Origin of the sequence: Halopseudomonas laoshanensis (genome assembly GCF_008365385.1) — a bacterium.
GTDB lineage: Bacteria > Pseudomonadota > Gammaproteobacteria > Pseudomonadales > Pseudomonadaceae > Halopseudomonas > Halopseudomonas laoshanensis.
The window spans coordinates 784,709-807,793 of sequence record NZ_QOVF01000001.1 but is presented as its reverse complement, the minus strand read 5'-3'; the positions used below and the strand labels follow the sequence as shown (position 1 = coordinate 807,793).

Genomic DNA, 23,085 nt, shown 5'->3' with positions numbered 1-23,085 from the left:
AACTGCGGATAATTCAAGTCACCGCCTGGAACGATAGCGCACTTCCAGACTGCGAATATCCAGCGGGTGAAAATGATAATCCACCTGATTGGGACCGCGCGGCTGCGCTATGACGACGCGCTGGTCACCACTGACTGCTTTCAATCGACCTTCGTACACCCGGGCCGTGACCGTGGTCAGCCTGATGTTCTGGTCGATAAATAATTCCGGCTCATCCAGCAGGGCCAGCAGGCTGACCGTCTGCCAGTCGCCCAGTTGCGGCGCTACCGGCACCTGAACAGGACGCTGGACTGCCGGGCGACTAACAGCTGAGGCACGCGCTGGCTTAGCTTCCAGAGGTTGCAGCGCCTTGAGCCAGCCAGGTGTGTCCTCAAGCCAGACTTCCCCGGTTACCCGCGTGGCTTCCGGGCTCGGCAGATGCAGATGAATATTCACCCGAGTGCGCCCGTCGGCTTGCGGAGCGAAATCCAGACTCAAGGTATAATCGTCCGCCACCCGCCGCAATCCCGGTGCTTCCAGCGCGCCGGTATACCACTGCAAAACCAGTTCCGGACCCGCGCCCTCATCGCCGGGCAAACGTTCTATTCTGCGTTGGCGCAATAGGTCTGGGGTGTTGGCAAAGCGAATGCTGAGCGAGCGCCGTACGCGTTGGTCCTCGCCCTCCTCCAGTATCAGTTCCTGAGCTTTCCAGTAAGCACGGTCAGGCACAAACCGCTGACCCATCAGCTCGCCTTCGAGCTGGTGAGCCGATGGACGCGCAAGCCAGTCGCCGGCGAGCAATGAATCAAAGCGTTCGGGTTGATCACGGTATAACCAGGCGCCGCCGGCGAATATTAATAACAGCCCGACGAACATTAGTAGTCGCGGCATCAATGCATAACCGCGGCGGCGCAAAAACAAGGTTACCAGCGGTAGGAAAATCGCCAGCAACAGCAGGCCCAGGCTCAGGTTTCGTGCTTGCAACGCCAGCCAGATCCAGCCAATCAGCACTGCGACAATACCGCTGACGATCAACAAGGCGTCCATGTCTGCACTTTCCCGATGCGTAGGTGGTCTCTGGAACTGACGTGCCCGTCGCGGATGAAGACAATCATCGCCAGCGGCGGTCAATCCAGCTTGAAATGCGCCCGGGCGGTGGCTATTGGTTCATTCGAGCGTGTTTGCCAGGCAGTTATTGCCACATTACCCACTCGCCTACCCTGACGCCATACCTGACAGGTGGCATAAGTGTCTTTGTAGAGACCGGCACGCAGATAATCGATGGAGAAATCGATTATCTTTGGAAAGCTCGAGCTGCTCATCGAGATCATCAAATGCAGCATGGCTGCCTGTTCCATAAAGCCGGCGATCACGCCACCATGCAACGCTGGCAGAACCGGATTGCCTATATTGTCTTTGGCAATCGGCAGATGAAATACCACTTCTTCACCCAGCCTCAACACCTGCAGACCTATGGTGCTGGCGTATGGAATGCTTGCTACCAAGGGAGCGAAATTCCCCGAGTCATGCGCCTCACGCACCAACTGCTCGATTTGCGCGGTAGTCAAGGTCATTGCGTCTCTCCGTCAATCTTGCGCGACAGCTGCCCTTTCGCATCCGGTTTTCCCATGCGCATAAAGGTCCCTACCACGTGGGCAATAGGTTGCTCACGGTCATCCTGATAGGCAACACCGCGGGTAAAGATAACCGTAGGGGTAATTCGATAACATTCGGCAAAACCGTAAATTGCCTTACCCGGCTCGGCAGGATGCATGTAGTCGATTCGCAGATCGAGCGTGGGGCAAATTTCAAATTCGGGCAGATAGCACACGGTGGAAATGCCGCAACAGGTGTCCATCAAAGTGGTAATGGCTCCCCCATGAACGACACCACTGACAGGATTACCAACAATGGCTGGACTGTATGGCAATCTGATGATCAAACCTCGCTCGTCCGCCTGCTCCACAGTCATCCCCAATACCTGGCAATGGCGTAAAACTGATAGAAAACTGGTGGCGCGCTCTTGGATATTGTTCATGCACATTCTCGATACTGGCGAACAGCCGCAATAAGGGCGGCCATAGTAAACAGAACACGCCGCAGACTCCACAATTCAGCTATTCTATCGAAGGTCCACGGAGCGATGGAACTATTACAAATCTCCTCGGACTAAGAATAGGGTAATAATCACCAAGGAGAATTCGATGAAAAAATTGTGCGCAACGGCCGTTCTGATGGCCAGTTTGAGTCTCTTGGCAGCTTGCCAAGACGAACCAGAAGACAAGATGGATGATGCCGCTGACTCCATGTCTGAGTCCATGGACAACATGGGTGACGCTGCGGAAGAAGCTGGCGAAGCTGCTGAGCTGAAAGCTCGTGAAGCCACTGGTAATGAAGAAACCATGGGTGAGCGCGCTGAAGAAAATATGGAAGAAGCTGGCGATGCCGTTGGTGAGGCGTATGACGACAGCGCTGACTATGTGAAAGAAAAGGCTGGTGATGTTCGTGACTCTGCGGCTGAGACTAAAAACTCAATCGAAGAAAGCATGGAAGAAGAGTAATACCGCAGGGCATGCCTTGCCAGGCATGCCCTTCTCTCTATTTATCGCTTTACCTCCCGCCTTTATCTAGCGCCTTCCAGCTCAAACTCTGTCCAATCCGACCTTCAGCAAAGCAACTGTCCCAACTCGCTATGCATTACTCGTCAAGCCAACGCAGGCGACAAAAGCAGACCCAGGCAGCTGATAAAGCCAACGCCCCAAACCAGACTGCGAACCTTGTCCAGGTTCATCAGGTACAAAGCGGTGTAGGCAATGCGCGAAATGATAAATAACGCCGCCAATAGATTGATCGTAAAGCCTTGAGTATTGGTCACCTGGGCTACCAATACCCCTGCGGCAAATAATGGGAAAGCCTCAAGCATGTTTGAATGCGCGGCCATGGCGCGTGCACCCCAACCGGTCAGCGCTGCCTGCTGCGCACGCGGGTGGCGGTTGTCGTAACCCTTGTCATCGCTCTTGGCCATGGCCACAGCAACGGGCGCCTTGGTAAACACAATCAACAACGCAGCAAAAAACAAACACCATAGCGGGAAACTCATTCGCCTTTCTCCTGGCTGGCCGGACCGGTCGTTACCGTCGGGCTAAACATCATGACCGCAAGCACATCTGAATGGAACTCCCGGCGGTACAGCACCCACACCACACCTGCGGTGGTGAACATGAAGAACAGTGGATTGATAAACCAGGTCAATGCCGCCAGCGCGAAATAATAAGCTCGCAATCCCAGGTTGAACTCATTGCCCGCCATCGACAGCACTGCAGCGGCTCTGGCCGCATAAGCCTTGCGTTCGGTTTCGGTGACATTCTTTTCACCTACCAGAGGCGCGGATCCGAGCAGCACCGAGGCGAAGTTATACTGGCGCATGCCCCAGGAAAAAGTGAAAAACGCGTAAACAAAAATCGCCAACATGACCAGCAACTTCATTTCCGACATTTGCCGGCTGACGGTCGCCACAAAAGGCATATCCTGCAGCAGAACCTGAGCCCGATCCGTTGCCCCCATCAGCGTGATCAAACCCGCCAGAATCAGCAGCGTACTCGAGGCAAAGAACGCGGTATTTCGCTCCAGATTACCAATCACACTGGCATCGGCGATGCGCTGTTCACGCATCAACAAACGACTCATCCAGTCCTGGCGGTAGAGGTGCAGCACACTCGCCAGGCATACGGTATCGCGTCCCTTGTGTCGCGCGTAACGGGTATAGCCGATCCAGCAAAACAAAAACCAGAAAAACGCCACCAGGTTCAGCCATGTGGCACCGGCATCGGGCAGTTCGGGTAACACGAGCATTCAAGCCCCTTATCGAGAAAGTCGCATGTATCCTTGCAGCGTCAGTATAGACAGCTCTGCGCTACGCGTAATGATGAGAAGCACTGCGTGCAGCGAAAGACACCTGCACATAAAAAAACCCCGCCGAAGCGAGGTTTTTTTTTACAACGGGTCTCAGCGAAGAATTACTTCTTCAGAGCCCAACCAGTCAGTTCAGCCAGCGCGACACCGATGTCGGCCAGTGAACGCACGGTTTTAACACCAGCGTCTTCCAGCGCGGCGAACTTCTCGTCAGCCGTGCCCTTGCCACCGGAGATGATCGCCCCGGCATGGCCCATACGCTTGCCCGCAGGTGCGGTTACGCCGGCAATGTAGGAAACCACTGGCTTGGTAACGTTGGCTTTGATGAAGGCGGCTGCCTCTTCTTCAGCACTGCCACCGATTTCGCCGATCATCACGATCGCTTCGGTCTTCGGGTCATCCTGGAACATCTGCAGGATGTCGATGAAGTTGGAGCCCGGGATCGGGTCACCACCAATACCTACACAGGTGGACTGGCCAAAGCCGGCGTCAGTAGTCTGCTTGACGGCTTCATAGGTCAGGGTGCCAGAACGTGACACGATACCGACCTTGCCTGGCAGGTGAATGTGACCGGGCATGATGCCGATCTTGCATTCGCCGGGAGTGATCACGCCTGGGCAGTTAGGCCCGATCAAGCGTACGCCCAACTGGTCACAGACGACTTTGCAGTCGAGCATGTCCAGCGTCGGAATGCCTTCGGTAATGCAGACGATCAGTTCGATGCCGCCGTTGGCTGCTTCCAGGATCGAGTCCTTGCAGAATGGCGCAGGAACATAGATCACGCTGGCAGTAGCGCCGGTTTTCTCGACCGCTTCGCGCACGGTGTTGAACACGGGCAGACCCAGGTGAGTAGTGCCACCCTTGCCAGGCGTTACGCCACCGACCATCTTGGTGCCGTATTCAATCGCTTGCTCAGAGTGGAAAGTACCCTGTGCGCCAGTAAAGCCCTGGCAGATAACTTTGGTGTCTTTATTGATCAGGATGCTCATTATTTACCCTCCGCGGCCTTGACGACTTGCTGGGCAGCGTCGGTCAGACTGGTTGCTGCGATGATGTTCAGACCACTTTCCTTCAGTACCTTGGCGCCCAGTTCGGCATTGTTGCCTTCCAGACGTACGACCACGGGTACTTTCACGCCGACTTCCTTCACCGCGCCGATAATGCCTTCGGCAATCATGTCGCAACGAACGATGCCACCGAAGATGTTGACCAGAACGGCCTTCACGTTGGTGTCGGAAAGAATGATCTTGAATGCTTCGGTCACGCGCTCTTTGGTGGCGCCGCCGCCCACATCCAGGAAGTTGGCAGGCTTGCCGCCGTGGTGGTTGACGATGTCCATGGTACCCATGGCCAGGCCAGCACCGTTGACCATGCAGCCGATGTTGCCTTCCAGCGCAACATAGTTGAGCTCGAATTTGGCAGCGTGGGCTTCACGGGGATCGTCCTGCGACGGATCGTGCATGCCGCGCAACTTGGGCTGACGGTACATGGCGTTACCGTCGATGCCGATCTTGGCATCCAGGCAGTGCAGGTTACCGTCTTCCTTGATAACCAGCGGATTGATTTCCAGCAGAGCCAGATCATAGTCGGCAAAGAGTTTGCCCAGGCCAACAAAGATGTTGGTGAACTGCTTGATCTGGTCGCCTTTCAGGCCCAGTTGGAAAGCCAGGTCGCGGCCCTGATAGGGCTGGGGACCGACCAACGGATCAACGATGGCCTTGATGATTTTCTCGGGAGTCTCTTCCGCTACCTTCTCGATTTCCACGCCACCTTCAGTAGAGGCCATGAAAACGATACGGCGGCTGGAGCGATCAACAACCGCACCCAGGTACAGCTCCTGAGCGATATCGGTGCAGGACTCAACCAGAATCTTGGTCACAGGCTGACCATTGGCATCGGTCTGATAAGTCACCAGACGCTGGCCCAGCCATTTTTCGGCGAACGCCTTGGCTTCTTCCTTGCTCTTGATCAGCTTGACGCCGCCAGCCTTACCGCGGCCACCAGCGTGAACCTGGGCCTTGACCACCCACATGTCACCGCCAATCTTGTCGCACGCTTCAGCGGCTGCTTCTGGAGTGTCTACTGCAAAACCTTTTGATACAGGAAGGCCGTACTCAGCGAACAGCTGCTTCCCCTGATATTCGTGAAGATTCATGCGTATCTACCGTTTTGATCGTGTAGGAACTACGTTTCATAACGCGGGCAGCATCTCCGGATCGAATCCGATAGCCTGCCTGCATTACCCTTATCACCCGTATAGAAACTCTGAACAGTTGCCTGGGCTGACGAATCGCGTCGTTGCGTTCGCTATACTTCCCGCGCCCTGTTCAGAACTGCCACTGGTGACCAGACCGATTGCTCGGCCGGATTTGCCGCTTCGAAATAATGCCCGGGTACTGGCAGGTTTAAACCCGACCTGCCAGTCACGGGGCGTTATATTATCGCTTCTTGCGATTGGCGACATGTATTGCGTGACCATTTACCGCCAGTGCTGCTTCATGCAGCGCTTCGGAAACGGTCGGGTGTGAGAACACCATCATGCCCAGATCTTCGGCACTGGTGCCGAATTCCATGCCGATGGCGCCCTGCTGAACCAGCTCGGCTGCGCCAGGACCAATCACATGCACGCCCAGCACGCGGTCGGTCTTGGCATCAGCAATCACCTTGACCATACCGCCTGCGTCGTTAGCCGCCACGGCGCGGCCGTTGGCAGCGAACGGGAACACGCCGACGTTGACGTCAACGCCTTCGGTCTTGAGCTGTTGTTCGTTCTTGCCCACCCATGCAATCTCCGGGTGAGTATAGATAACCGAAGGCACCAGGTCGTAGTTCATTGCGGTCTTGTGACCAGCGATGCGCTCGGCAACCATGACGCCCTCTTCCGACGCCTTGTGTGCCAGCATGGCGCCACGTACCGCGTCGCCGACGGCGTATACGCCCGGCACGCTGGTAGCGCAGTAGTCATCAACAAAGATCACGCCACGCTCGTCCATATCGACACCGGAATCACTGGCCAGCAGGTTTTCGGTATAGGGGCGACGGCCTACGGCGACAATCAGCTTGTCGAAGCTCAATTGCTGCTCACCATCTGCGTCGGTGAAAGACACAGTGACTTGCTTGCGCTTGATATCAGTACCGGTAACGCGAGCACCCAGACGGATCTGCATACCCTGCTTGGTAAAGGTCTTCAGCGCTTCCTTGGATATCTGCTCATCGGCCAGACCGAGGAACTTGTCCAGTGCTTCGAACACAACCACTTCAGCGCCCAGACGACGCCATACCGAACCCAGCTCCAGGCCGATGACGCCGGCGCCAATGACACCCAGCTTCTTCGGTACGGACTGGAATTCCAGCGCACCGGTCGAATCGACGATAACGTCTTCAGTCAACGGCGCTGGCGGAATATCGATTGGCCGTGAACCAGAGGCGAGAATCACGTTCTCGGCTTCAATGATAGTGGTCTTGCCTTCGGAATCGGTCACTTCAACCTTTTTGCCCGCCAGCAGCTTGCCGTGACCTTCGATGTTGGTCACGCCATTGGCTTTGAACAGCGCGGTAACGCCGCCAGTGAACTGTTTGACGATCTTGTCCTTGCGCTCCAGCATGGCCGGGATGTCGATGCTCAGACCCTTGGTGCTGATGCCGTGGATCTGAAAACCATCCTGGGCTTCATGGAATTTCCAGGAACTGTCCAGCAGCGCCTTGGAGGGAATGCAACCCACGTTCAGACAGGTGCCGCCGAGGGCCTGCTTGCCGTCCTTGCCTACGTATTTTTCAACACAGGCGGTTTTCAAACCCAATTGCGCAGCGCGAATGGCAGCTACATAGCCGCCAGGGCCGGCACCAATTACCACTACATCGTATTTATCACTCATAACCCAATTCCTCTATTTGCAGCTGTGTGGGAAAAGCTGCTCCAACGCTTGTGGCGTCCAGGAGCAGCTCACCGCTAGCCGCGCGCCACGTGCCGCTTTAAGCTTGCAGCTGTTTATCAGATGTCCAGCAGCAGACGCGCTGGATCTTCCAGCAGTTCCTTGATGGCCACCAGGAAGCTGACCGCTTCCTTGCCGTCGATCAGACGGTGATCGTAGGACAGTGCCAGATACATCATCGGCAGAATCACGACCTGACCATTGACCGCCATTGGGCGCTCCTGGATTTTGTGCATACCCAGAATTGCCGCTTGCGGCGGATTGACAATCGGGGAAGACAGCAGCGAGCCGAATACGCCGCCGTTGGAAATGGTGAAGGTGCCGCCGGTCATGTCTTCCATGGACAGCTTGCCGTCTTTGGCCTTACGCCCGAAGTCAGCGATGGTGCCTTCCACCTGAGCCAGGCTCATGTGCTCGGTGTTACGCAGAATCGGCACAACCAGACCGCGATCACTGGAAACAGCTACACCGATATCCTGATAACCGTGGTAGACGACATCTGAACCGTCGATGGAAGCGTTCACTGCCGGGTAGCGCTTCAACGCTTCAGTAGCGGCTTTGACGAAGAAGGACATAAAGCCCAGACGCACGCCGTTGTGCTTCTTCTCGAACAGATCCTTGTACTTCTTGCGCAGATCCATGATCGGCTTCATGTCGACTTCGTTGAAGGTCGTCAACATGGCCATGGTCGACTGAGCATCTACCAGACGCTCGGCGATGCGCGCGCGCAGGCGAGTCATTGGCACACGCTTCTCTACCCGATCGCCTTCACCCAGGCTTGGCGCTGCTTCAGCGGCGGCAGGCTTGGCGGCAGCAGCCGGCTTGGCCGGAGCGTTTTTCTTAGCTTCGACAGCGTTCATTACGTCTTCTTTGGTAACGCGACCACCTTTGCCGGTACCGGCGATATCGCCTGCAGCCAGACCATTTTCTTCGGCCATCTTGCGCGCGGCTGGCGAGAGCAAAGGCTCTTCGCCGGATGCGGCGCTGGCAGCGGTCTTGTCTTCAGTCTTGGCCTCGGACTTGGTCTCAGCCTTGGCTTCGGTTTTGGCTTCCGGCTTGGCAGAAGCAGTTTCGCCATCCTTCAGGCTGCCGAGCACTTCACCGCTCAGTACGGTGTCGCCTTCAGCCTTGACGATATCGCCGAGTACGCCATCGGCTTCCGCCAACACTTCGAGGACGACCTTGTCGGTTTCAATGTCGACGATCAGGTCATCACGCTTGACGGCATCGCCAGGTTGCTTGTGCCAGGTAGCCACGGTGCCGTCGGCAACCGATTCGGGAAATGTAGGGGCCTTGATTTCAATAGCCATTGTCGATCCTTAAATTAATGCTGTGGTGTCTGCCAGATGCTCAAGCGGTGAGTGCGTCTTGCAATAGTTTTTCCTGTTGCTCGGCGTGCATGGACGGATAACCACAGGCAGGTGATGCAGAGGCCTCCCGTCCAGCGTAGTCCAAGTACAGGTTCTTGACCTTATGCTGGGCAATCACGCGTCGCATATGGTGTTGGCTGCAGTACCAGGCGCCCTGGTTCATCGGTTCTTCCTGGCACCAGACGACCTTCTTCAAGGATTTGTAGCTGGCCAGTACATCTGCCAGATCATCCTCGGGGAAGGGATACAGCTGTTCGATTCGGATAATCGCCGCATTCTCGATCTCATCCTTGCGGCGCTTCTCCAACAGGTCGTAATACACCTTGCCGCTGCACATGATGACGCGCTCGACCTTCTTCGGATCCAGCGCATCCACCTCAGGAATCACGGTCTGGAACGAGCCCTCGGCCAGATCTTCCAGTGAGGATATGGCAAGTTTATGACGCAACAGGGATTTGGGTGTCAACGCGACCAATGGCTTACGCAACGGACGAATCACCTGACGACGCAGCATGTGGTACATCTGCGCGGGTGTAGACGGCACACAAACCTGAATGTTGTGCTCGGCGCTCAACTGCAGGAATCGCTCCAGGCGTGCGGAAGAATGCTCCGGCCCCTGCCCTTCGTAACCGTGCGGCAGCAACATGGTCAGGCCGCAAAGACGACCCCACTTGTGCTCACCACTGGTGATGAACTGATCCACCACTACCTGGGCACCGTTGAAGAAGTCGCCGAACTGCGCTTCCCAAACCACCAGTGCGTTCGGCGTGGTAGTGGCATAGCCATATTCAAAGGCAAGAACCGCTTCTTCTGACAACAATGAATCATAGATGTCGAAACGTGGCTGGCTTTCAGCCAGTTTGGCCAAAGGAATATGGGTGCTGCCATCTTTTTGATTGTGCAGTACCGCGTGACGGTGAGAGAAGGTTCCGCGGCCGACGTCCTGACCGGTAATACGCACCGGATGACCCTCGTGCAACAAGGTGGCATACGCCATTGTTTCGGCGAAGCCCCAGTTCAGTGCCAACGCCCCGGCCGACATCTTCCGGCGATCCTCAACGATCTTGTTGACCTGGCGCTGAATCACCAGCCCGTCAGGCAGATCGTTCATCCGATTGGCCAACTCCTGGAGAGTCTTCAGGTCAAAGCGGGTATCGTGGCGCGCTGTCCACTTGTGGCCCAAGTACGGAGCCCAGTCGACGAAGGAGCTGGTGTCCGGCTCCTTGACCAGGCTTTTAACCACGTGATCGCCGTTGTCCAGAGCATTGCGGTATTCCTCCATCATGCCCTGCACGTCGTCACTGGAGATCACCTCCTCCGCCACCAGGCGATCCGCATAGATCTCGCGAGTAGTCGGGTGTTTGGTGATCTTTTCGTACATCAACGGCTGCGTGCCGGATGGCTCGTCAGCTTCGTTGTGACCACGACGGCGGTAGCAGACCAGGTCGATGACCACGTCACGCTTGAACTGCATGCGATAGTCTACCGCCAGCTGCGTCACGAACAGGACTGCTTCAGGGTCGTCGCCATTAACGTGGAAGATCGGCGCCTGGATCATCTTCGCCACGTCGGTGCAATACTCGGTAGAGCGCGCATCATCCTGGCGGCTGGTGGTGAAGCCTACCTGGTTGTTGACGATGATGTGGATGGTGCCGCCAGTCTTGTAGGCACGAGTCTGCGACATCTGGAAGGTTTCCATGACAACGCCCTGCCCTGCAAAGGCAGCATCACCGTGGATATTGATCGGCAATACCCGATCACCGGAAAAGTCGTTGCGGCGATCCTGACGGGCACGCACCGAACCTTCCACCACCGGGGAAACAATCTCAAGGTGTGACGGGTTGAACGCCAGCGCCAGGTGCATCTCGCCACCGGACGTCATCACGTTGGACGAGAAGCCCTGGTGATACTTGACGTCACCGGAGCTCAGGTCATTCTTCTTCTTGCCTTCGAACTCGTCGAACAGCTCGCGGGGGTTCTTGCCGAGGATGTTCACCAGTACGTTCAGGCGGCCACGGTGGGCCATGCCCAGCACGGCTTCCTGAGTGCCGTAGGAACCGGCGCGCTGAATGATCTCATCGAGCATTGGAATCAGGCTTTCGCCGCCTTCCACACCGAAACGCTTGGTACCGGGGAACTTGGTGCCCAGGTATTTTTCCAGGCCTTCGGCAGCGGTCAGGCGTTCGAGCAAATGCCGCTTGGTGGGTACTGAATGCTGGGGTTTGCCACGCACACTTTCCAGACGCTGTTGAAACCAGCGACGCTGGGTAGAGTCGACAATGTGCATGTATTCCGCACCGTAGGTCGAGCAATAGGTCGAACTCAGCGCGTCAAGAATGTCTTTGAGGGGAGCTTCTTCCTTGCCGATATGCAGTTCGCCGGTACGGAAGGGAGTGTCCAGGTCTGCATCGGTCAGGCCGTAGTCAGCCAACGTCAGGTCAGCGATTTCTTCGCGTTGCCAAAGGCCAAGCGGATCCAGGCTGGAGCTTTGATGCCCGCGCATGCGGAACGCCTGGATAAGGCGCAACACATCAACCTGCTTTTTCTCGTGCTCACTGCTGACAACACCGCCGCCGTTAACTGTAGCGGTACGGCGCTGGTTCTTGGCCAACAGTTGGAAGTGTTCACGAATCGTCGAATGAGAAACATCCGACCCGGCATGGCCGTTGGCTTGCGGCAGCTTCTGGAAATAGCTGCGCCATTCATCGGCGATACTGTTTGGGTCGTGCAGATAGAGCTCGTATAGCTCTTCAACATAGGAGGCATTCCCACCGTCAAGATGAGATGTGCTCCACAGCTGCTGCATTTCGCTGTCTGGCATGCTTGGTCACCCTCTATAAGGGGACACCATCTGGCGCAAAGACCATTAATTGGCAAAAACACTGCCATCCGCGCAAAACATGTGGTGAACCATGGCATTGTCTCTGCCACTCACCCTGTCTTGTCATGTTCTGCGAAACCGGAATATTGCCGGCCCCGACAGATAGTTCGGGTGTTACCCGATTGCCCCTGTTGGTTTAGGTACATACAAACCGCGGCTTTGTGGGCTGCGGCTCGATTAAAATACTGACCGGCTCCCTGTAGCAGGAGCCGGCGCAGGCCAACGTGATGCAGACTTCGACCGATCAGGTACCGCTCTGCAGCAACATGTTGCGGATGTGGCCAATCGCACGGGTCGGATTGAGACCCTTGGGGCACACATTCACGCAGTTCATGATGCCGCGGCAGCGGAATACGCTGAACGGGTCGTCCAGTGCAGCCAGACGCTCAACGGTTTGGGTGTCACGGCTGTCCGCGAGAAAGCGGTAAGCCTGCAACAAACCAGCAGGACCGATGAACTTGTCCGGATTCCACCAGAAGGAAGGGCAGGAGGTAGAACAGCAGGCACAGAGAATACACTCGTAGAGGCCGTCCAGTTTTTCCCGCTCTTCCGGCGACTGCAGGCGCTCGATAGCCGGCGCCGGCGTGTCGTTCTGCAAATACGGCTGAACCTTTTCGTATTGCTTGTAGAAGATGCTCATATCCACAACCAAGTCACGTATGACTGGCAAACCCGGCAGCGGACGCAGCACCAACTTGTTCTTTTTGACCACATCGGACAACGGGGTGATACAGGCCAACCCGTTCTTGCCGTTGATGTTCATCCCGTCAGAGCCACATACACCCTCACGGCAGGAGCGACGATAGGCCATGCCCACGTCCTGTTCCTTGACCAGGGCCAGTACGTCAAGAACCATGATGTCCTTGCCGCCAGTGTCGACCTGGAAGTCCTGCATGTAGGGAGCGTTGTCGCTCTCCGGGTTGTAACGGTAAACGCTTACTTGCAGCATATCGGTCACCCTATTAATAAGTACGAACCTTGGGTTCAAAAACAGGCACTGTTTTCGGCGCGAAGTTGACTGCTCGCTTACGCAATTCTTTGGTAGCGGGCATGTACAGGCTGTGGCACAGCCAGTTTTCATCGTCACGATCTTCAAAATCTTCACGGGCATGCGCACCACGGCTTTCGGTACGCAGGTTTGCGGCTACCGCAGTTGCTTCGGCCACTTCCAGAAGGTTTTGCAATTCCAGTGCTTCGATACGCGCAGTGTTAAACGCCTGGCTCTTGTCATCAATCTTAACGGTCGCAATGCGCTCGCGCAGATCGGCCAGCTGTTTGATACCTTTTTCCATGAACTCGCCAGTACGGAACACACCGAAGTAGTTCTGCATGCAGTTCTGCAGTTCCTTGCGCAGCGGCGCTACGTCTTCGCCGGCGGTACGCTTGTTCAGCGAATCCAGACGGCTCAGCGACGCTTCGATGTCAGACTCGGATGCCGAGCGATGCTCAACTCCATCTTTCAGCGAAGACTCCAGGTGCAGGCCAGCAGCACGGCCGAATACCACCAGATCGAGCAGCGAGTTGCCGCCCAGACGGTTGGCACCGTGTACCGATACGCAGGCAACCTCACCTACAGCGAACAGACCATCAACGATCTTGTCCTGGCCGTTGGCGTCCTGGGTAATCGCCTGACCATGAATGTTGGTCGGGATACCGCCCATCATGTAGTGGCAGGTCGGGACTACTGGAATCGGTGCAGTAACCGGATCAACGTGAGCAAAAGTCTTGGACAACTCACAGATACCCGGCAGACGGCTATGCAGCACTTCCTCGCCCAGGTGATCAAGTTTGAGCATTACATGGTCGCCATCTGGGCCACAGCCGTTACCGGCAATGATTTCCTTGACCATGGAACGAGCTACCACGTCACGACCAGCAAGGTCTTTGGCGTTGGGCGCATAACGCTCCATGAACCGCTCGCCATGCTTGTTGATCAAATAACCACCTTCACCACGGCAACCTTCGGTCACCAGGGTACCCGCGCCGGCAATACCGGTCGGGTGGAACTGCCACATTTCAATATCCTGTACCGGTACGCCAGCGCGCAGCGCCATACCGATACCGTCGCCGGTGTTGATCAGCGCGTTGGTAGTCGAGGCATAGATACGCCCTGCCCCACCGGTCGCCAATACAGTTGCCTTGGAGCGGATATAGGCGGTCTCGCCGGTCTCAATGCAGATCGCAATCACGCCCACCACAGTACCGTCCTGGTTTTTTACCAGATCGACTGCATACCATTCGTTAAGGAAGGTGGTGTTGTGCTTGACGTTGTTCTGATACAGCGTGTGCAACAGAGCATGGCCGGTACGGTCGGCTGCGGCGCAGGTACGCGCTGCCTGAGTGGGGTTATCCGGGCCCTTGGACTGGCCGCCGAACGGACGCTGATAGATGCGGCCCTGCTCGGTACGGGAGAACGGCAGACCCATGTGCTCCAGCTCGAAAATAGCTTCCGGACCAACGGAACACATGTATTCGATTGCGTCCTGGTCACCGATATAGTCGGAGCCCTTGACGGTGTCATACATGTGCCAGCGCCAGTCATCGTTCGGATCAGCCGACGCGATAGCGCAGGTGATGCCGCCCTGAGCAGACACTGTGTGTGAACGGGTCGGGAATACCTTGGTGACCACGGCAGTCTTGTGACCACCCTGGGCCAGCTGCAGCGCCGCGCGCATGCCTGCACCACCACCACCTACAATGATGGCGTCGAAAGTCAAAGTACGAATGTTAGACATTTAGATACCCCAAAGAATCTGCACGCCCCAGACAAACAGGACAAACATCGTCAGACCGCACACTGCCTGGAACAGGAAGCGCACAACCGTAGCGGATTTGCCAACTGCCATAGGAGTCAGGTAGTCAGTAGAAATGGTCCACATTCCGACCCAGGAGTGAACACTCAAGGCCACCAGTGTGAGCAGACTGAATATACGCATCCAGTTCTGGCTGAATAGACCCTGCCAATCCGTATAAGTGAGGCCCGGATTGAATATCAGATAACCAAGCAGGAACAGCACATAGGCTGCCAGCAATACGGCAGAGACGCGTTGCGCCATCCAGTCGTAAAGACCGCTGCGCGACAGGTTGGTGACGTTGGTTACCATATCCAAACCCCCAGAAGAACAATCAGAATGACGGATACGACAATCACGATCTGCGAGCCACGCTTACCGCTCTCGAGACCCTCACCTACTCCGGCGTCCATGATCAGGTGACGAATACCGGCAACCAGGTGATACAGCAGGGCAGACAGCACACCCCAGAGGATCAGTTTGGCCAGCGGATTCTGCAGAACCGACTGCACTCGCTCGAAACCACTTTCGGAACTCAATGAGACGTCCAGCATCCAAAGCAGGCCTGCGATGGAAATGAACAGAATGATTCCCGAAATGCGATGAGCAATTGAAGTCAGCGCTGTGACAGGTTGCTTGATTGTCCTGAGATCTAGATTGACAGGTCTTTTGCTATTCACGGCTATATTCACACTCGTTGCCCTTTTTGTGGTTCAGGGCTGGATTATAGGAAGGTGCACTATTGTGGGTACCCCAGCAGCATAACTACTTGACCTTGCAGGAAGGCCGATATGCCACTTTGCCGGTCATGGAGTATAGAGACTTGACCCCCTGATTACAATGCAACCAAGCCTTTGGAATGCCCTTGTTACAACCGTACAGGGCGTTTACAAGACTCGTTCAGGGTGCAAATAAAAGCTTTTTATCTGAGTGATATCCATTCACTATCGGTAGAATTGACAAACCGATTTATCACCTTATAGTGATGCGGGCCCTGCGTGGGGGCTCTTTTCGATTCCAGTTCGATTCCAGCAGACAGGAGGCCATCAATGGCTGATAAAAAGGCGCAGTTGATCATCGAGGGGAATACCCCCATTGACCTGCCAATGTATTCAGGCACTCTTGGCCCGGATGTTATCGATGTACGCGGTCTGACCGCAGAAGGTTTCTTCACCTTCGACCCCGGCTTTATGGCCACCTCTTCCTGCGAATCCAAGATTACCTATATCGATGGCGACAAAGGCGTGCTGTTGCACCGCGGCTACCCCATCGAGCAACTGGCTGAGAAAGCCGACTTCCTGGAAACCTGCTTTCTGCTGCTCAAGGGTGAACTGCCCAACGACAGCGAGAAGGAAGAGTTTGTCAGCACCATCAAGAACCACACCATGGTGCACGAACAACTCAAGACGTTCTTCAACGGCTTCCGCCGCGACGCCCACCCGATGGCCATCATGTGTGGCGTGGTCGGTGCGCTGTCTGCGTTCTACCATGATTCACTGGACATCAACGACGCGCATCACCGGGAGATCTCGGCTGTTCGCCTGATCGCCAAGATGCCGACGCTGGCAGCCATGGTGTACAAGTATTCCATGGGTCAGCCCATGATGTACCCGCGCAACGATCTGAGCTATTCCGAAAACTTCCTGCACATGATGTTCAATACGCCCTGTGACGAGAAGAAGGTCAACCCGGTACTGGCCAAGGCCATGGATCGCATCTTCGTATTGCATGCCGATCACGAGCAGAACGCCTCCACCTCTACTGTACGCCTGGCCGGTTCTTCCGGTGCCAACCCCTTTGCCTGTATCGCTGCAGGCATCGCTGCCCTGTGGGGACCGGCGCACGGCGGTGCCAACGAAGCGGTACTGCGCATGCTCGACGAAATCGGCGATGTGTCCAACATCGAGAAGTTCGTGGCCAAGGCCAAGGACAAGGACGATCCGTTCAAGTTGATGGGCTTCGGTCACCGCGTTTACAAGAACTTTGACCCACGCGCCAAAGTGATGAAGCAGACCTGTGATGAAGTACTGGCCGAACTGGGTATCAATGATCCGCAGCTGGAGCTGGCGATGAAGCTGGAAGAAATCGCCCGCAACGACCCCTACTTCGTCGAGCGCAACCTGTACCCGAACGTCGACTTCTACTCCGGCATCATTCTCAAGGCCATCGGTATCCCGGCCTCGATGTTCACCGTGATCTTTGCCACCGGCCGCACGCCAGGCTGGATCGCGCACTGGAACGAGATGATCAGCGGCCCGTACAAGATCGGCCGTCCGCGCCAGCTGTACACCGGCTCGCCCAAGCGCGACTATCCGCACTAAGCAGTCCGCAACAAAAAAACCCGCTTCGGCGGGTTTTTTGTTGGGTGGCCTTGAGCTCTATTCCTTGCGGCTTGAAGCTCGCCCCTAACCCGTCTGCGCTTCCCACCAACCGATAATCCGCAGGGCATCCGCAGCGTTGTCACCGCACACGTCCGCAGCCGGGTGGAATTCTGCACAGACCCGGGGGCGATCCGGAGAGAAAAAAATCGCGCAGCGGGCGTCCGCATCCAGATGAATACAACGCACCCCGGCAGGCTTGCCCTGCGGCATGCCCGGGATCGGTGAGCTTATTGAAGGTGCTATGCAGCAAGCGCCGCAGCCGGAGCGGCAACTAGTCAATGACATGAACGTTGCCCTCCTGTGGACGCGACATGACCAAGGCGCGGTATTATCCACAGGAGAGCAGCAGCTGTCGATCTGAGGTCGCGGACCGGACCGCAGTTACTTGTCGCGCTTGCGCTCCAGCCGCGCGATCAGGCTGGAGGTGTCCCAGCGGTTGCCACCCATGGCCTGAACATCTGCGTAAAACTGATCGACCAGCGCAGTAACCGGCAGTTGTGCGCCATTGCGACGCGCCTCATCCAGCACGATACCCAGATCCTTGCGCATCCAGTCCACCGCGAAACCAAACTCGAACTCACCGGCGAGCATGGTCTTGTGGCGGTTTTCCAGCTGCCAGGATTGTGCCGCGCCTTTGCTGATCACTGACATCGCCGCCTCGCCATCCAGCCCCGCGCTCTTGGCAAAATGCAGCGCTTCCGCAAGCCCCTGGACCAGGCCGCCGATGCAGATCTGGTTGACCATCTTGGTCAATTGACCCGACCCCGCCGGCCCCATCAATTTGAGCATCTTGGCATAGCAATTCATCACCGGCCGGCTGAAGTCGAATACGGACTCGTCACCGCCGACCATGATGGTCAGTTGACCATTTTCCGCACCCGCCTGACCGCCGGATACCGGCGCATCGAGAAAACCCACGCCCTTTTCCGCACAGCGCTGGAACAGCTCGCGGGCCACGCCTGCAGACGCAGTGGTATGGTCGATAATCACTGCGCCAGAACGAATACCCTGAAGCACACCCTGCTCTCCGCAGACCACTTCGCGCAGATCATCGTCATTACCCACGCAGATCATCACCAGATCCTGGTCTGCCGCGGCTTCAGCCGGGGTCGAACAAGCGCGACCACCAAACTCATTAACCCAGGCCTTGGCTCTGGACTCAGTACGGTTGTAAACCGTTACGTCATGGCCGGCGGAGCGCAAATGGCCCGCCATAGGGTAACCCATCACTCCCAGTCCGATAAAAGCTAGGTTCGCCATCAGTATCTCCTCAAGAAGGAGGCTGCCATAGCAGCCTCGCTGGTTAGATCACACCCACCCGGTACGCACCGGACTTTCATTGCGTGCACCATAGCCTAACCTGGCGACAGTGGCTTTTTCTTGAAACCTTTTGCCAAGAAATATCAAGAATGATTATCAGCTTGCGCTGATTCTGTCATCAGTAACGGTTAGCATACAGCTACCCGACCGCGCTTAATCCATGTCAGCGGGCCATGCTCGCCTTTACCGATATGCGAGTACATGTGCGCCATTAAAGGAATGTTCAAACGCATGCTGAGGTACAAGTCCGATTCCCCCCGTCCGCTGTCGGCCCTTCTCGCACTCGCACTGCTCGTCGGCTGCCAGCAGGAAGCGGACCCGCCTCAGGCGAAGCGTGACGCTACACCCGTAGCCGCGCACCAGGTAAACACACGTGACCTTTCCCGCCCGCTGCGGCTTGCAGCGACCGTAGAGCCCCGCGCGCTGATCAGTCTGGCCGCCCGCACCGAAGGCACAGTAAAGAGCGTAGCGGTCGAGGAAGGCGATCGCGTCAAGGCCGGGCAACTCCTCGCCCAACTGGATGTCGCCGAGGCCGCCGCCGAGCTCGCGCGCTCAGAGGCACAAATGGCCTCGGCCAAACTGGATTTTGAGCGCGCCATCGAACTGCGCCGGCGCGGTGTCGCAACCCAGATAGAATATCAGGCCGCCGATGTCGCCCTGCAGGTGGCCCGCAGTCAGCGTGATCTATGGCTCAGCAGAGTCGCCTACGGACGTATTGAAGCACCTCAGGCCAGTACCATTATCGCCCGGCATATCGAGACCGGTGAAGCCGTGGAAATCCAGAGTACGCTGTTCGAACTGGCAGACCTGGACCAACTGGTACTGCGTCTGGGCGTATCGGAACTGGATGTGGTGCATATCAACCAGGACCAGATACTGCCCGTCACACTGGACGCCCTGCCCGAGCTGCGTCTGGAAGGCAGAGTAAGACGGATCTTTCCCGCAGCACAGGGAAGCAGCCGACTGATTACCGTTGAAGTATTACTCCCCAGCAGCGCCTGGGATCAGGGCGTGCGACCGGGCTTTCTAGCTCGCATAGACGCGGCTATTGATCCGCGGCCGAATACGCTCGTGGTACCAGGAGCGGCGGTCGGCAGCCTGGACAATGGTCATTACGTGTACGTGATAGAGAACGACAGACTGGTTCAGCGCGAGATCAGCAAAGGCATCAGTCGCGGCCGCTGGACGGAAATCGTCAACGGCCTTGAGCCCGGCGAAACCATATTGGCCAGCAACCCGATAGATATGCTGGAAGATCAGCAGGTACGCATTGTGATCAACCATGACTGATCCCGAGCGCCCACGTTTCGGCCTGACTACACTTGCCATCGGCCGCCCGGTTGGCACCCTGGCCCTGGCGTCAGTGGTACTGATCATGGGCTTGTACTTTCTGCAACGCCTGCCGATCGACCTGCTGCCCAGTATCGATTACCCGCAGATCCGCGTCAGTGTTGAATACCCTGGGGTCTCCGCTGAGGTAATTGAAGAACAGGTCACCCGGGTGCTCGAGCGCAACCTCGCCGCCACCGAGAACCTCACCAAGATCAGCAGTGAAGTAGAAGACAGCCAGACCGATCTGGATCTGACTTTCGAATTCGGTACCGATCTCGACCTGGCATTGCAGGACACCGCACGTGGCCTGGAACAGGCCAGACCTCTTTTGCCGGACGTTGATCCACCACGTGTGCGCAAGTTCGATCCCGGCCAGCAAGCTGTCTGGCAAGGCGGATTCAGCTCGACCGTGCGCAATGAGGCTGCGGTCAACGACTGGATTGAGAATACGCTGACGCCGCAACTGATCGGCATTCCCGGGGTGTCTTCGGTGGAAGCCGCTGGCGGCATGGTCCGCGAGATCGAGGTGATTATTGATCAGCAGCGGCTGCTGTCCTACGGCATGGGTATGGCTGACGTAAGCCGCATCCTCGCTGCCGAGAACCGCGATCTGGCGATTGGCCGCGTGACCTCCGACACCTTTGATGTCGCGGCCAAGACCGAGGGCCTGTTTACCTCCCTGAAGCAGATCGAGAACCTGCTTCTGCCACTCCCCCGCGAAGTGTCCCGCTACGGGCAGAATATCCGCCTGGCAGATGTTGCCGAAGTGATCGACGGCAACCGCCGGCAACGAGTCTTTGCCCGTCTGGATGGCACTCCCGCATCGCAGGTATCCATTTACAAACTGCCGGAGGCCAACACCGTCGCGGTCGCGGATGCCGTGCGCGACACGCTGAAAAGGCTTGAGCGCAGCGACTTCATTCCTGCCGATATCAGTTATCGGCCGACCCAAGACCCGACCTATTTCATCCGTGGTGCGCTGTCCAGCGTGACCTCTGCCGCGCTGCTGGGCGGCACTTTGGCAATGATTATCGTGCTGCTGTTCCTCGGCAGCCTGCGCAAAGGCTTCGTCATCGGCATTTCCATCCCCATCGCCATAATGGCAACTTTCAGTCTGATGGGCATGAGCGGCCTGACGCTGAACATCATCAGTATGGGCGGGCTGGCGTTGGGTGTCGGCCTGCTGCTGGACAACGCCATCGTCATGCTGGAAAACATCTATCGACATCGCGAAACCCTGGGCAAATCACCTGATGATGCCGCGCGCGACGGCGCCAGCGAGGTGGTGTCAGCTATAACGGCCGGAACCATGACCAACCTGGCGGCGGTATTACCTTTTCTACTGGTCAGTGGCATTGCCGCGTTGGTATTCCGCGAAATGATCGTGACCATTTCCTTCGCCATCCTCGCCACGCTGCTTGCCGGCCTTACCCTGGTGCCCTCGTTGGCCGCCCTGATGGGGCGCATCAGTTTCAACAGTGGCCTGGTTAACAGCGCGCCGGTACGCGGTTTCAGCGCGGGCATATTACGTCTGCGCAATGGCTATGCCCGCGTATTGCCCGGCGTTCTTCGCTGGCGCTGGGGCGTGATGGGCCTGGCTACGCTGTTGCTGGCAGGCTCGGCATGGCTGTTCACTCAGTTGGGCAGCGAGTTTCTGCCGCAGCTGGATGACGGGGCGGTACAGATACGCATTACCATGCCGGCGGGCACGCCCCCGGATGAGACCCAGCGCGTGTCCAGGCAAATTGAACAATTACTGCTTGAGCGCGACCACGTCGATAACGTCTTTACCCTGGCAGGCGGGGCCCTGTGGGGCGGCGTCATCAGTGAGCGGGCTGGCTCGGGTATCTTTCAGATTCAACTGGTGCCAGCCAGCGAACGCCCGGACATGCCCGCGGGCATCTGGATCAACGAGGCGCAGCGGGCGGTGCGTGACCTGGGCTTGCCCGGCGTCAGCATTACCGCACGGCCGCCGCAGATTCGCGGCCTGCGTTTCACCAGCGACGGCAACGATCTGGCGATTGGCGTGACCGGTCCTGAGCTGGACGAACTGCAACGCATATCAGACGACATCAAGCAGCGCCTGGAGGGCATTCCAGGGTTGATTGGGCTGGAGACCGGTGCCGAGGATCAAACGCCCCTGCTCAGGCTGTTCGTTGATCGTCAGCGAGCGGCGCAGTTTGGTCTGCGCGTCAGCGACGTAGGCGAAGCTATCCGCCATGCAGTGGACGGCCAGGTGGCTACCCAGTACATCGACGGTAATCAGGAGTACGACATGCGCGTACGCCTGCCCTACGATACGATCACCAATGCTGAAGACCTGGGCAGCCTACTGCTGTTTCGTATTGACGATGAACCGGTATTGCTGCGCGACGTCGCCCGGCTGGAGCTGGGTGAAGGTCCGGCGGTGATCTATCGCGAGAACCAGACGCGGATCATGCGCGTGGTGGGTGATATCAACACCAGTATTTCCGATGTTGGTACCGTGATGATGGCCGTTGAGGAGCGTCTGGCGGATCTGGAAATACCGGAACGCTACAGTTTGCTTACCGGCGGGCAATGGGAAACCATCCAGGAAACCAATCAGGAAATCATTCTGGTGGTCATGCTGTCGATTTTCCTGGTGTTCGTGGTGCTGGCCGTTCAGTACGAACGGCTGAGCAACCCGCTGATTATCATGGCCGCAGCGCCCCTGTCTATGGTGGGCGTCAGTCTCGCCCTGTGGGCAACCAGCACGCCGGTTTCCTCGCCAGTGATGATTGGTCTGATACTGCTGATAGGCATTGTGGTCAACAACGCCATCCTGTTGGTGGAATATATCGAGCAGGGGCGCAGGCAGGACGGTCTTAGCGTGATCGAAGCGATTGCCCGAGCTGGCAGCGTGCGCTTGCGGCCGATTCTGATGACCACGCTAACCACCGTACTCGGCATGCTGCCCTTGGCGATCGGCATAGGTGAAGGCGCAGAGATCATGCGCCCGCTGGCCTTGACGGTGGTCGGCGGGCTGATGGTCTCGATGCTGCTGACGCTGTTCGTGGTGCCCTGCCTGTATATGATCATTAATGGCTTGGCAGAATGTGCAACAACTAAATTGACCGGTAGACCGGCGGCAGTCTGATTTCGATTGCCGGTATATAGCCGGCTTAGGCATACTAGGCGGCTCTCAATTACGCTCTCGAGGAGCCC

At 57.0% G+C, this 23,085-nt stretch carries 20 protein-coding genes; 4 read left to right on the top strand and 16 right to left on the bottom strand.

The window, feature by feature from the left end; translation table 11 throughout:
* Positions 1-18 precede the first annotated feature (18 nt).
* From DT594_RS03750 to DT594_RS03740, 3 genes are all read right to left on the bottom strand, one after another.
* Complete coding sequence (locus DT594_RS03750) at positions 19-1,026, bottom strand: hypothetical protein (RefSeq protein WP_149331425.1); 1,008 nt, start codon at positions 1,024-1,026, stop codon at positions 19-21.
* Positions 1,027-1,106: 80 nt separating this feature from the next.
* A complete protein-coding gene (locus tag DT594_RS03745) occupies positions 1,107-1,547 on the bottom strand; it encodes a PaaI family thioesterase (RefSeq protein ID WP_149331940.1) in 441 nt (146 codons plus the stop codon).
* A 2-nt stretch (positions 1,548-1,549) separates the two neighbouring features.
* Complete coding sequence (locus DT594_RS03740) at positions 1,550-2,023, bottom strand: PaaI family thioesterase (protein WP_149331424.1); 474 nt, start codon at positions 2,021-2,023, stop codon at positions 1,550-1,552.
* A 160-nt stretch (positions 2,024-2,183) separates the two neighbouring features.
* Between DT594_RS03740 and DT594_RS03735 the strand changes: the two genes are divergently transcribed.
* The gene (locus DT594_RS03735) at positions 2,184-2,540 is read left to right on the top strand and encodes a hypothetical protein (RefSeq protein WP_096345713.1); all 357 of its coding nucleotides are present in this window, start codon (positions 2,184-2,186) and stop codon (positions 2,538-2,540) included.
* Between the two features lie 143 nt (positions 2,541-2,683).
* Here the strand turns inward: DT594_RS03735 and DT594_RS03730 are convergent, their stop codons facing one another.
* The 11 genes from DT594_RS03730 to sdhC form a co-directional block, all read right to left on the bottom strand.
* Positions 2,684-3,079 (bottom strand): MAPEG family protein, encoded by a 396-nt coding sequence (locus tag DT594_RS03730; RefSeq protein WP_149331423.1) that lies wholly within the window; start codon positions 3,077-3,079, stop codon positions 2,684-2,686.
* Positions 3,076-3,831: a DUF599 domain-containing protein gene (locus tag DT594_RS03725; RefSeq protein WP_096345711.1), complete on the bottom strand. Its 756-nt coding sequence runs from the start codon at positions 3,829-3,831 to the stop codon at positions 3,076-3,078. Before DT594_RS03725 ends, DT594_RS03730 begins: the two co-directional genes overlap by 4 nt.
* Positions 3,832-3,995: 164 nt before the next feature.
* The gene (gene sucD, locus DT594_RS03720) at positions 3,996-4,880 is read right to left on the bottom strand and encodes a succinate--CoA ligase subunit alpha (RefSeq protein ID WP_096345710.1); all 885 of its coding nucleotides are present in this window, start codon (positions 4,878-4,880) and stop codon (positions 3,996-3,998) included.
* On the bottom strand, positions 4,880-6,046 hold the full coding sequence (sucC, locus tag DT594_RS03715; protein WP_149331422.1) for an ADP-forming succinate--CoA ligase subunit beta: 1,167 nt from the start codon (positions 6,044-6,046) through the stop codon (positions 4,880-4,882). The genes sucD and sucC overlap by 1 nt, the downstream gene beginning before the upstream one ends.
* Positions 6,047-6,329: 283 nt before the next feature.
* Positions 6,330-7,766, bottom strand: coding sequence for a dihydrolipoyl dehydrogenase (lpdA, locus tag DT594_RS03710; RefSeq protein ID WP_149331421.1), 1,437 nt, complete (start codon positions 7,764-7,766; stop codon positions 6,330-6,332).
* Positions 7,767-7,882: 116 nt separating this feature from the next.
* Positions 7,883-9,133 carry a 2-oxoglutarate dehydrogenase complex dihydrolipoyllysine-residue succinyltransferase gene (odhB, locus tag DT594_RS03705; protein ID WP_149331420.1) on the bottom strand — a complete coding sequence of 417 codons (1,251 nt, stop codon included), beginning with the start codon at positions 9,131-9,133 and terminating at the stop codon, positions 7,883-7,885.
* Positions 9,134-9,173: 40 nt separating this feature from the next.
* A complete protein-coding gene (locus tag DT594_RS03700; protein WP_149331419.1) occupies positions 9,174-12,014 on the bottom strand; it encodes a 2-oxoglutarate dehydrogenase E1 component in 2,841 nt (946 codons plus the stop codon).
* 304 nt (positions 12,015-12,318) lie between these two features.
* On the bottom strand, positions 12,319-13,023 hold the full coding sequence (locus DT594_RS03695; protein WP_149331418.1) for a succinate dehydrogenase iron-sulfur subunit: 705 nt from the start codon (positions 13,021-13,023) through the stop codon (positions 12,319-12,321).
* Positions 13,024-13,036: 13 nt separating this feature from the next.
* Entirely contained in the window at positions 13,037-14,809 is a 1,773-nt protein-coding gene (sdhA, locus tag DT594_RS03690) for a succinate dehydrogenase flavoprotein subunit (RefSeq protein WP_149331417.1), read from the bottom strand.
* Complete coding sequence (gene sdhD, locus DT594_RS03685) at positions 14,810-15,178, bottom strand: succinate dehydrogenase, hydrophobic membrane anchor protein (RefSeq protein ID WP_149331416.1); 369 nt, start codon at positions 15,176-15,178, stop codon at positions 14,810-14,812.
* A complete protein-coding gene (gene sdhC, locus DT594_RS03680) occupies positions 15,172-15,546 on the bottom strand; it encodes a succinate dehydrogenase, cytochrome b556 subunit (RefSeq protein WP_149331415.1) in 375 nt (124 codons plus the stop codon). The genes sdhD and sdhC overlap by 7 nt, the downstream gene beginning before the upstream one ends.
* Positions 15,547-15,915: 369 nt before the next feature.
* Here sdhC and gltA point away from each other — a divergent pair, with 369 nt between their 5' ends.
* Positions 15,916-17,187: a citrate synthase gene (gene gltA / locus DT594_RS03675; protein ID WP_149331414.1), complete on the top strand. Its 1,272-nt coding sequence runs from the start codon at positions 15,916-15,918 to the stop codon at positions 17,185-17,187.
* A gap of 84 nt (positions 17,188-17,271) precedes the next feature.
* On the opposite strand, the gene DT594_RS03670 is transcribed toward gltA, so the two are convergent.
* A complete protein-coding gene (locus DT594_RS03670) occupies positions 17,272-17,532 on the bottom strand; it encodes a YkgJ family cysteine cluster protein (protein WP_149331413.1) in 261 nt (86 codons plus the stop codon).
* Positions 17,533-17,628: 96 nt separating this feature from the next.
* The gene (locus DT594_RS03665) at positions 17,629-18,507 is read right to left on the bottom strand and encodes an NAD(P)-dependent oxidoreductase (protein WP_149331412.1); all 879 of its coding nucleotides are present in this window, start codon (positions 18,505-18,507) and stop codon (positions 17,629-17,631) included.
* A 291-nt stretch (positions 18,508-18,798) separates the two neighbouring features.
* On the opposite strand from DT594_RS03665, the gene DT594_RS03660 reads away from it, so the two are divergent.
* A complete protein-coding gene (locus DT594_RS03660; protein WP_149331411.1) occupies positions 18,799-19,857 on the top strand; it encodes an efflux RND transporter periplasmic adaptor subunit in 1,059 nt (352 codons plus the stop codon).
* A complete protein-coding gene (locus DT594_RS03655) occupies positions 19,850-23,017 on the top strand; it encodes an efflux RND transporter permease subunit (protein WP_149331410.1) in 3,168 nt (1,055 codons plus the stop codon). Before DT594_RS03660 ends, DT594_RS03655 begins: the two co-directional genes overlap by 8 nt.
* Positions 23,018-23,085 lie beyond the last annotated feature (68 nt).

What these genes read in the sequence shown, in the direction of transcription:
- DT594_RS03750 (WP_149331425.1), bottom strand. Translation starts at nt 1,026, where the DNA reads ATGGACGCCTTGTTGATCGTCAGCGGTATTGTCGCAGTGCTGATTGGC.
- DT594_RS03740 (WP_149331424.1), bottom strand. Translation starts at nt 2,023, where the DNA reads ATGTGCATGAACAATATCCAAGAGCGCGCCACCAGTTTTCTATCAGTT.
- DT594_RS03735 (WP_096345713.1), top strand. Translation starts at nt 2,184, where the DNA reads ATGAAAAAATTGTGCGCAACGGCCGTTCTGATGGCCAGTTTGAGTCTC.
- DT594_RS03730 (WP_149331423.1), bottom strand. Translation starts at nt 3,079, where the DNA reads ATGAGTTTCCCGCTATGGTGTTTGTTTTTTGCTGCGTTGTTGATTGTG.
- DT594_RS03725 (WP_096345711.1), bottom strand. Translation starts at nt 3,831, where the DNA reads ATGCTCGTGTTACCCGAACTGCCCGATGCCGGTGCCACATGGCTGAAC.
- sucD (WP_096345710.1), bottom strand. Translation starts at nt 4,880, where the DNA reads ATGAGCATCCTGATCAATAAAGACACCAAAGTTATCTGCCAGGGCTTT.
- sucC (WP_149331422.1), bottom strand. Translation starts at nt 6,046, where the DNA reads ATGAATCTTCACGAATATCAGGGGAAGCAGCTGTTCGCTGAGTACGGC.
- lpdA (WP_149331421.1), bottom strand. Translation starts at nt 7,766, where the DNA reads ATGAGTGATAAATACGATGTAGTGGTAATTGGTGCCGGCCCTGGCGGC.
- odhB (WP_149331420.1), bottom strand. Translation starts at nt 9,133, where the DNA reads ATGGCTATTGAAATCAAGGCCCCTACATTTCCCGAATCGGTTGCCGAC.
- DT594_RS03700 (WP_149331419.1), bottom strand. Translation starts at nt 12,014, where the DNA reads ATGCCAGACAGCGAAATGCAGCAGCTGTGGAGCACATCTCATCTTGAC.
- DT594_RS03695 (WP_149331418.1), bottom strand. Translation starts at nt 13,023, where the DNA reads ATGCTGCAAGTAAGCGTTTACCGTTACAACCCGGAGAGCGACAACGCT.
- sdhA (WP_149331417.1), bottom strand. Translation starts at nt 14,809, where the DNA reads ATGTCTAACATTCGTACTTTGACTTTCGACGCCATCATTGTAGGTGGT.
- sdhD (WP_149331416.1), bottom strand. Translation starts at nt 15,178, where the DNA reads ATGGTAACCAACGTCACCAACCTGTCGCGCAGCGGTCTTTACGACTGG.
- gltA (WP_149331414.1), top strand. Translation starts at nt 15,916, where the DNA reads ATGGCTGATAAAAAGGCGCAGTTGATCATCGAGGGGAATACCCCCATT.
- DT594_RS03670 (WP_149331413.1), bottom strand. Translation starts at nt 17,532, where the DNA reads ATGTCATTGACTAGTTGCCGCTCCGGCTGCGGCGCTTGCTGCATAGCA.
- DT594_RS03665 (WP_149331412.1), bottom strand. Translation starts at nt 18,507, where the DNA reads ATGGCGAACCTAGCTTTTATCGGACTGGGAGTGATGGGTTACCCTATG.
- DT594_RS03660 (WP_149331411.1), top strand. Translation starts at nt 18,799, where the DNA reads ATGCTGAGGTACAAGTCCGATTCCCCCCGTCCGCTGTCGGCCCTTCTC.
- DT594_RS03655 (WP_149331410.1), top strand. Translation starts at nt 19,850, where the DNA reads ATGACTGATCCCGAGCGCCCACGTTTCGGCCTGACTACACTTGCCATC.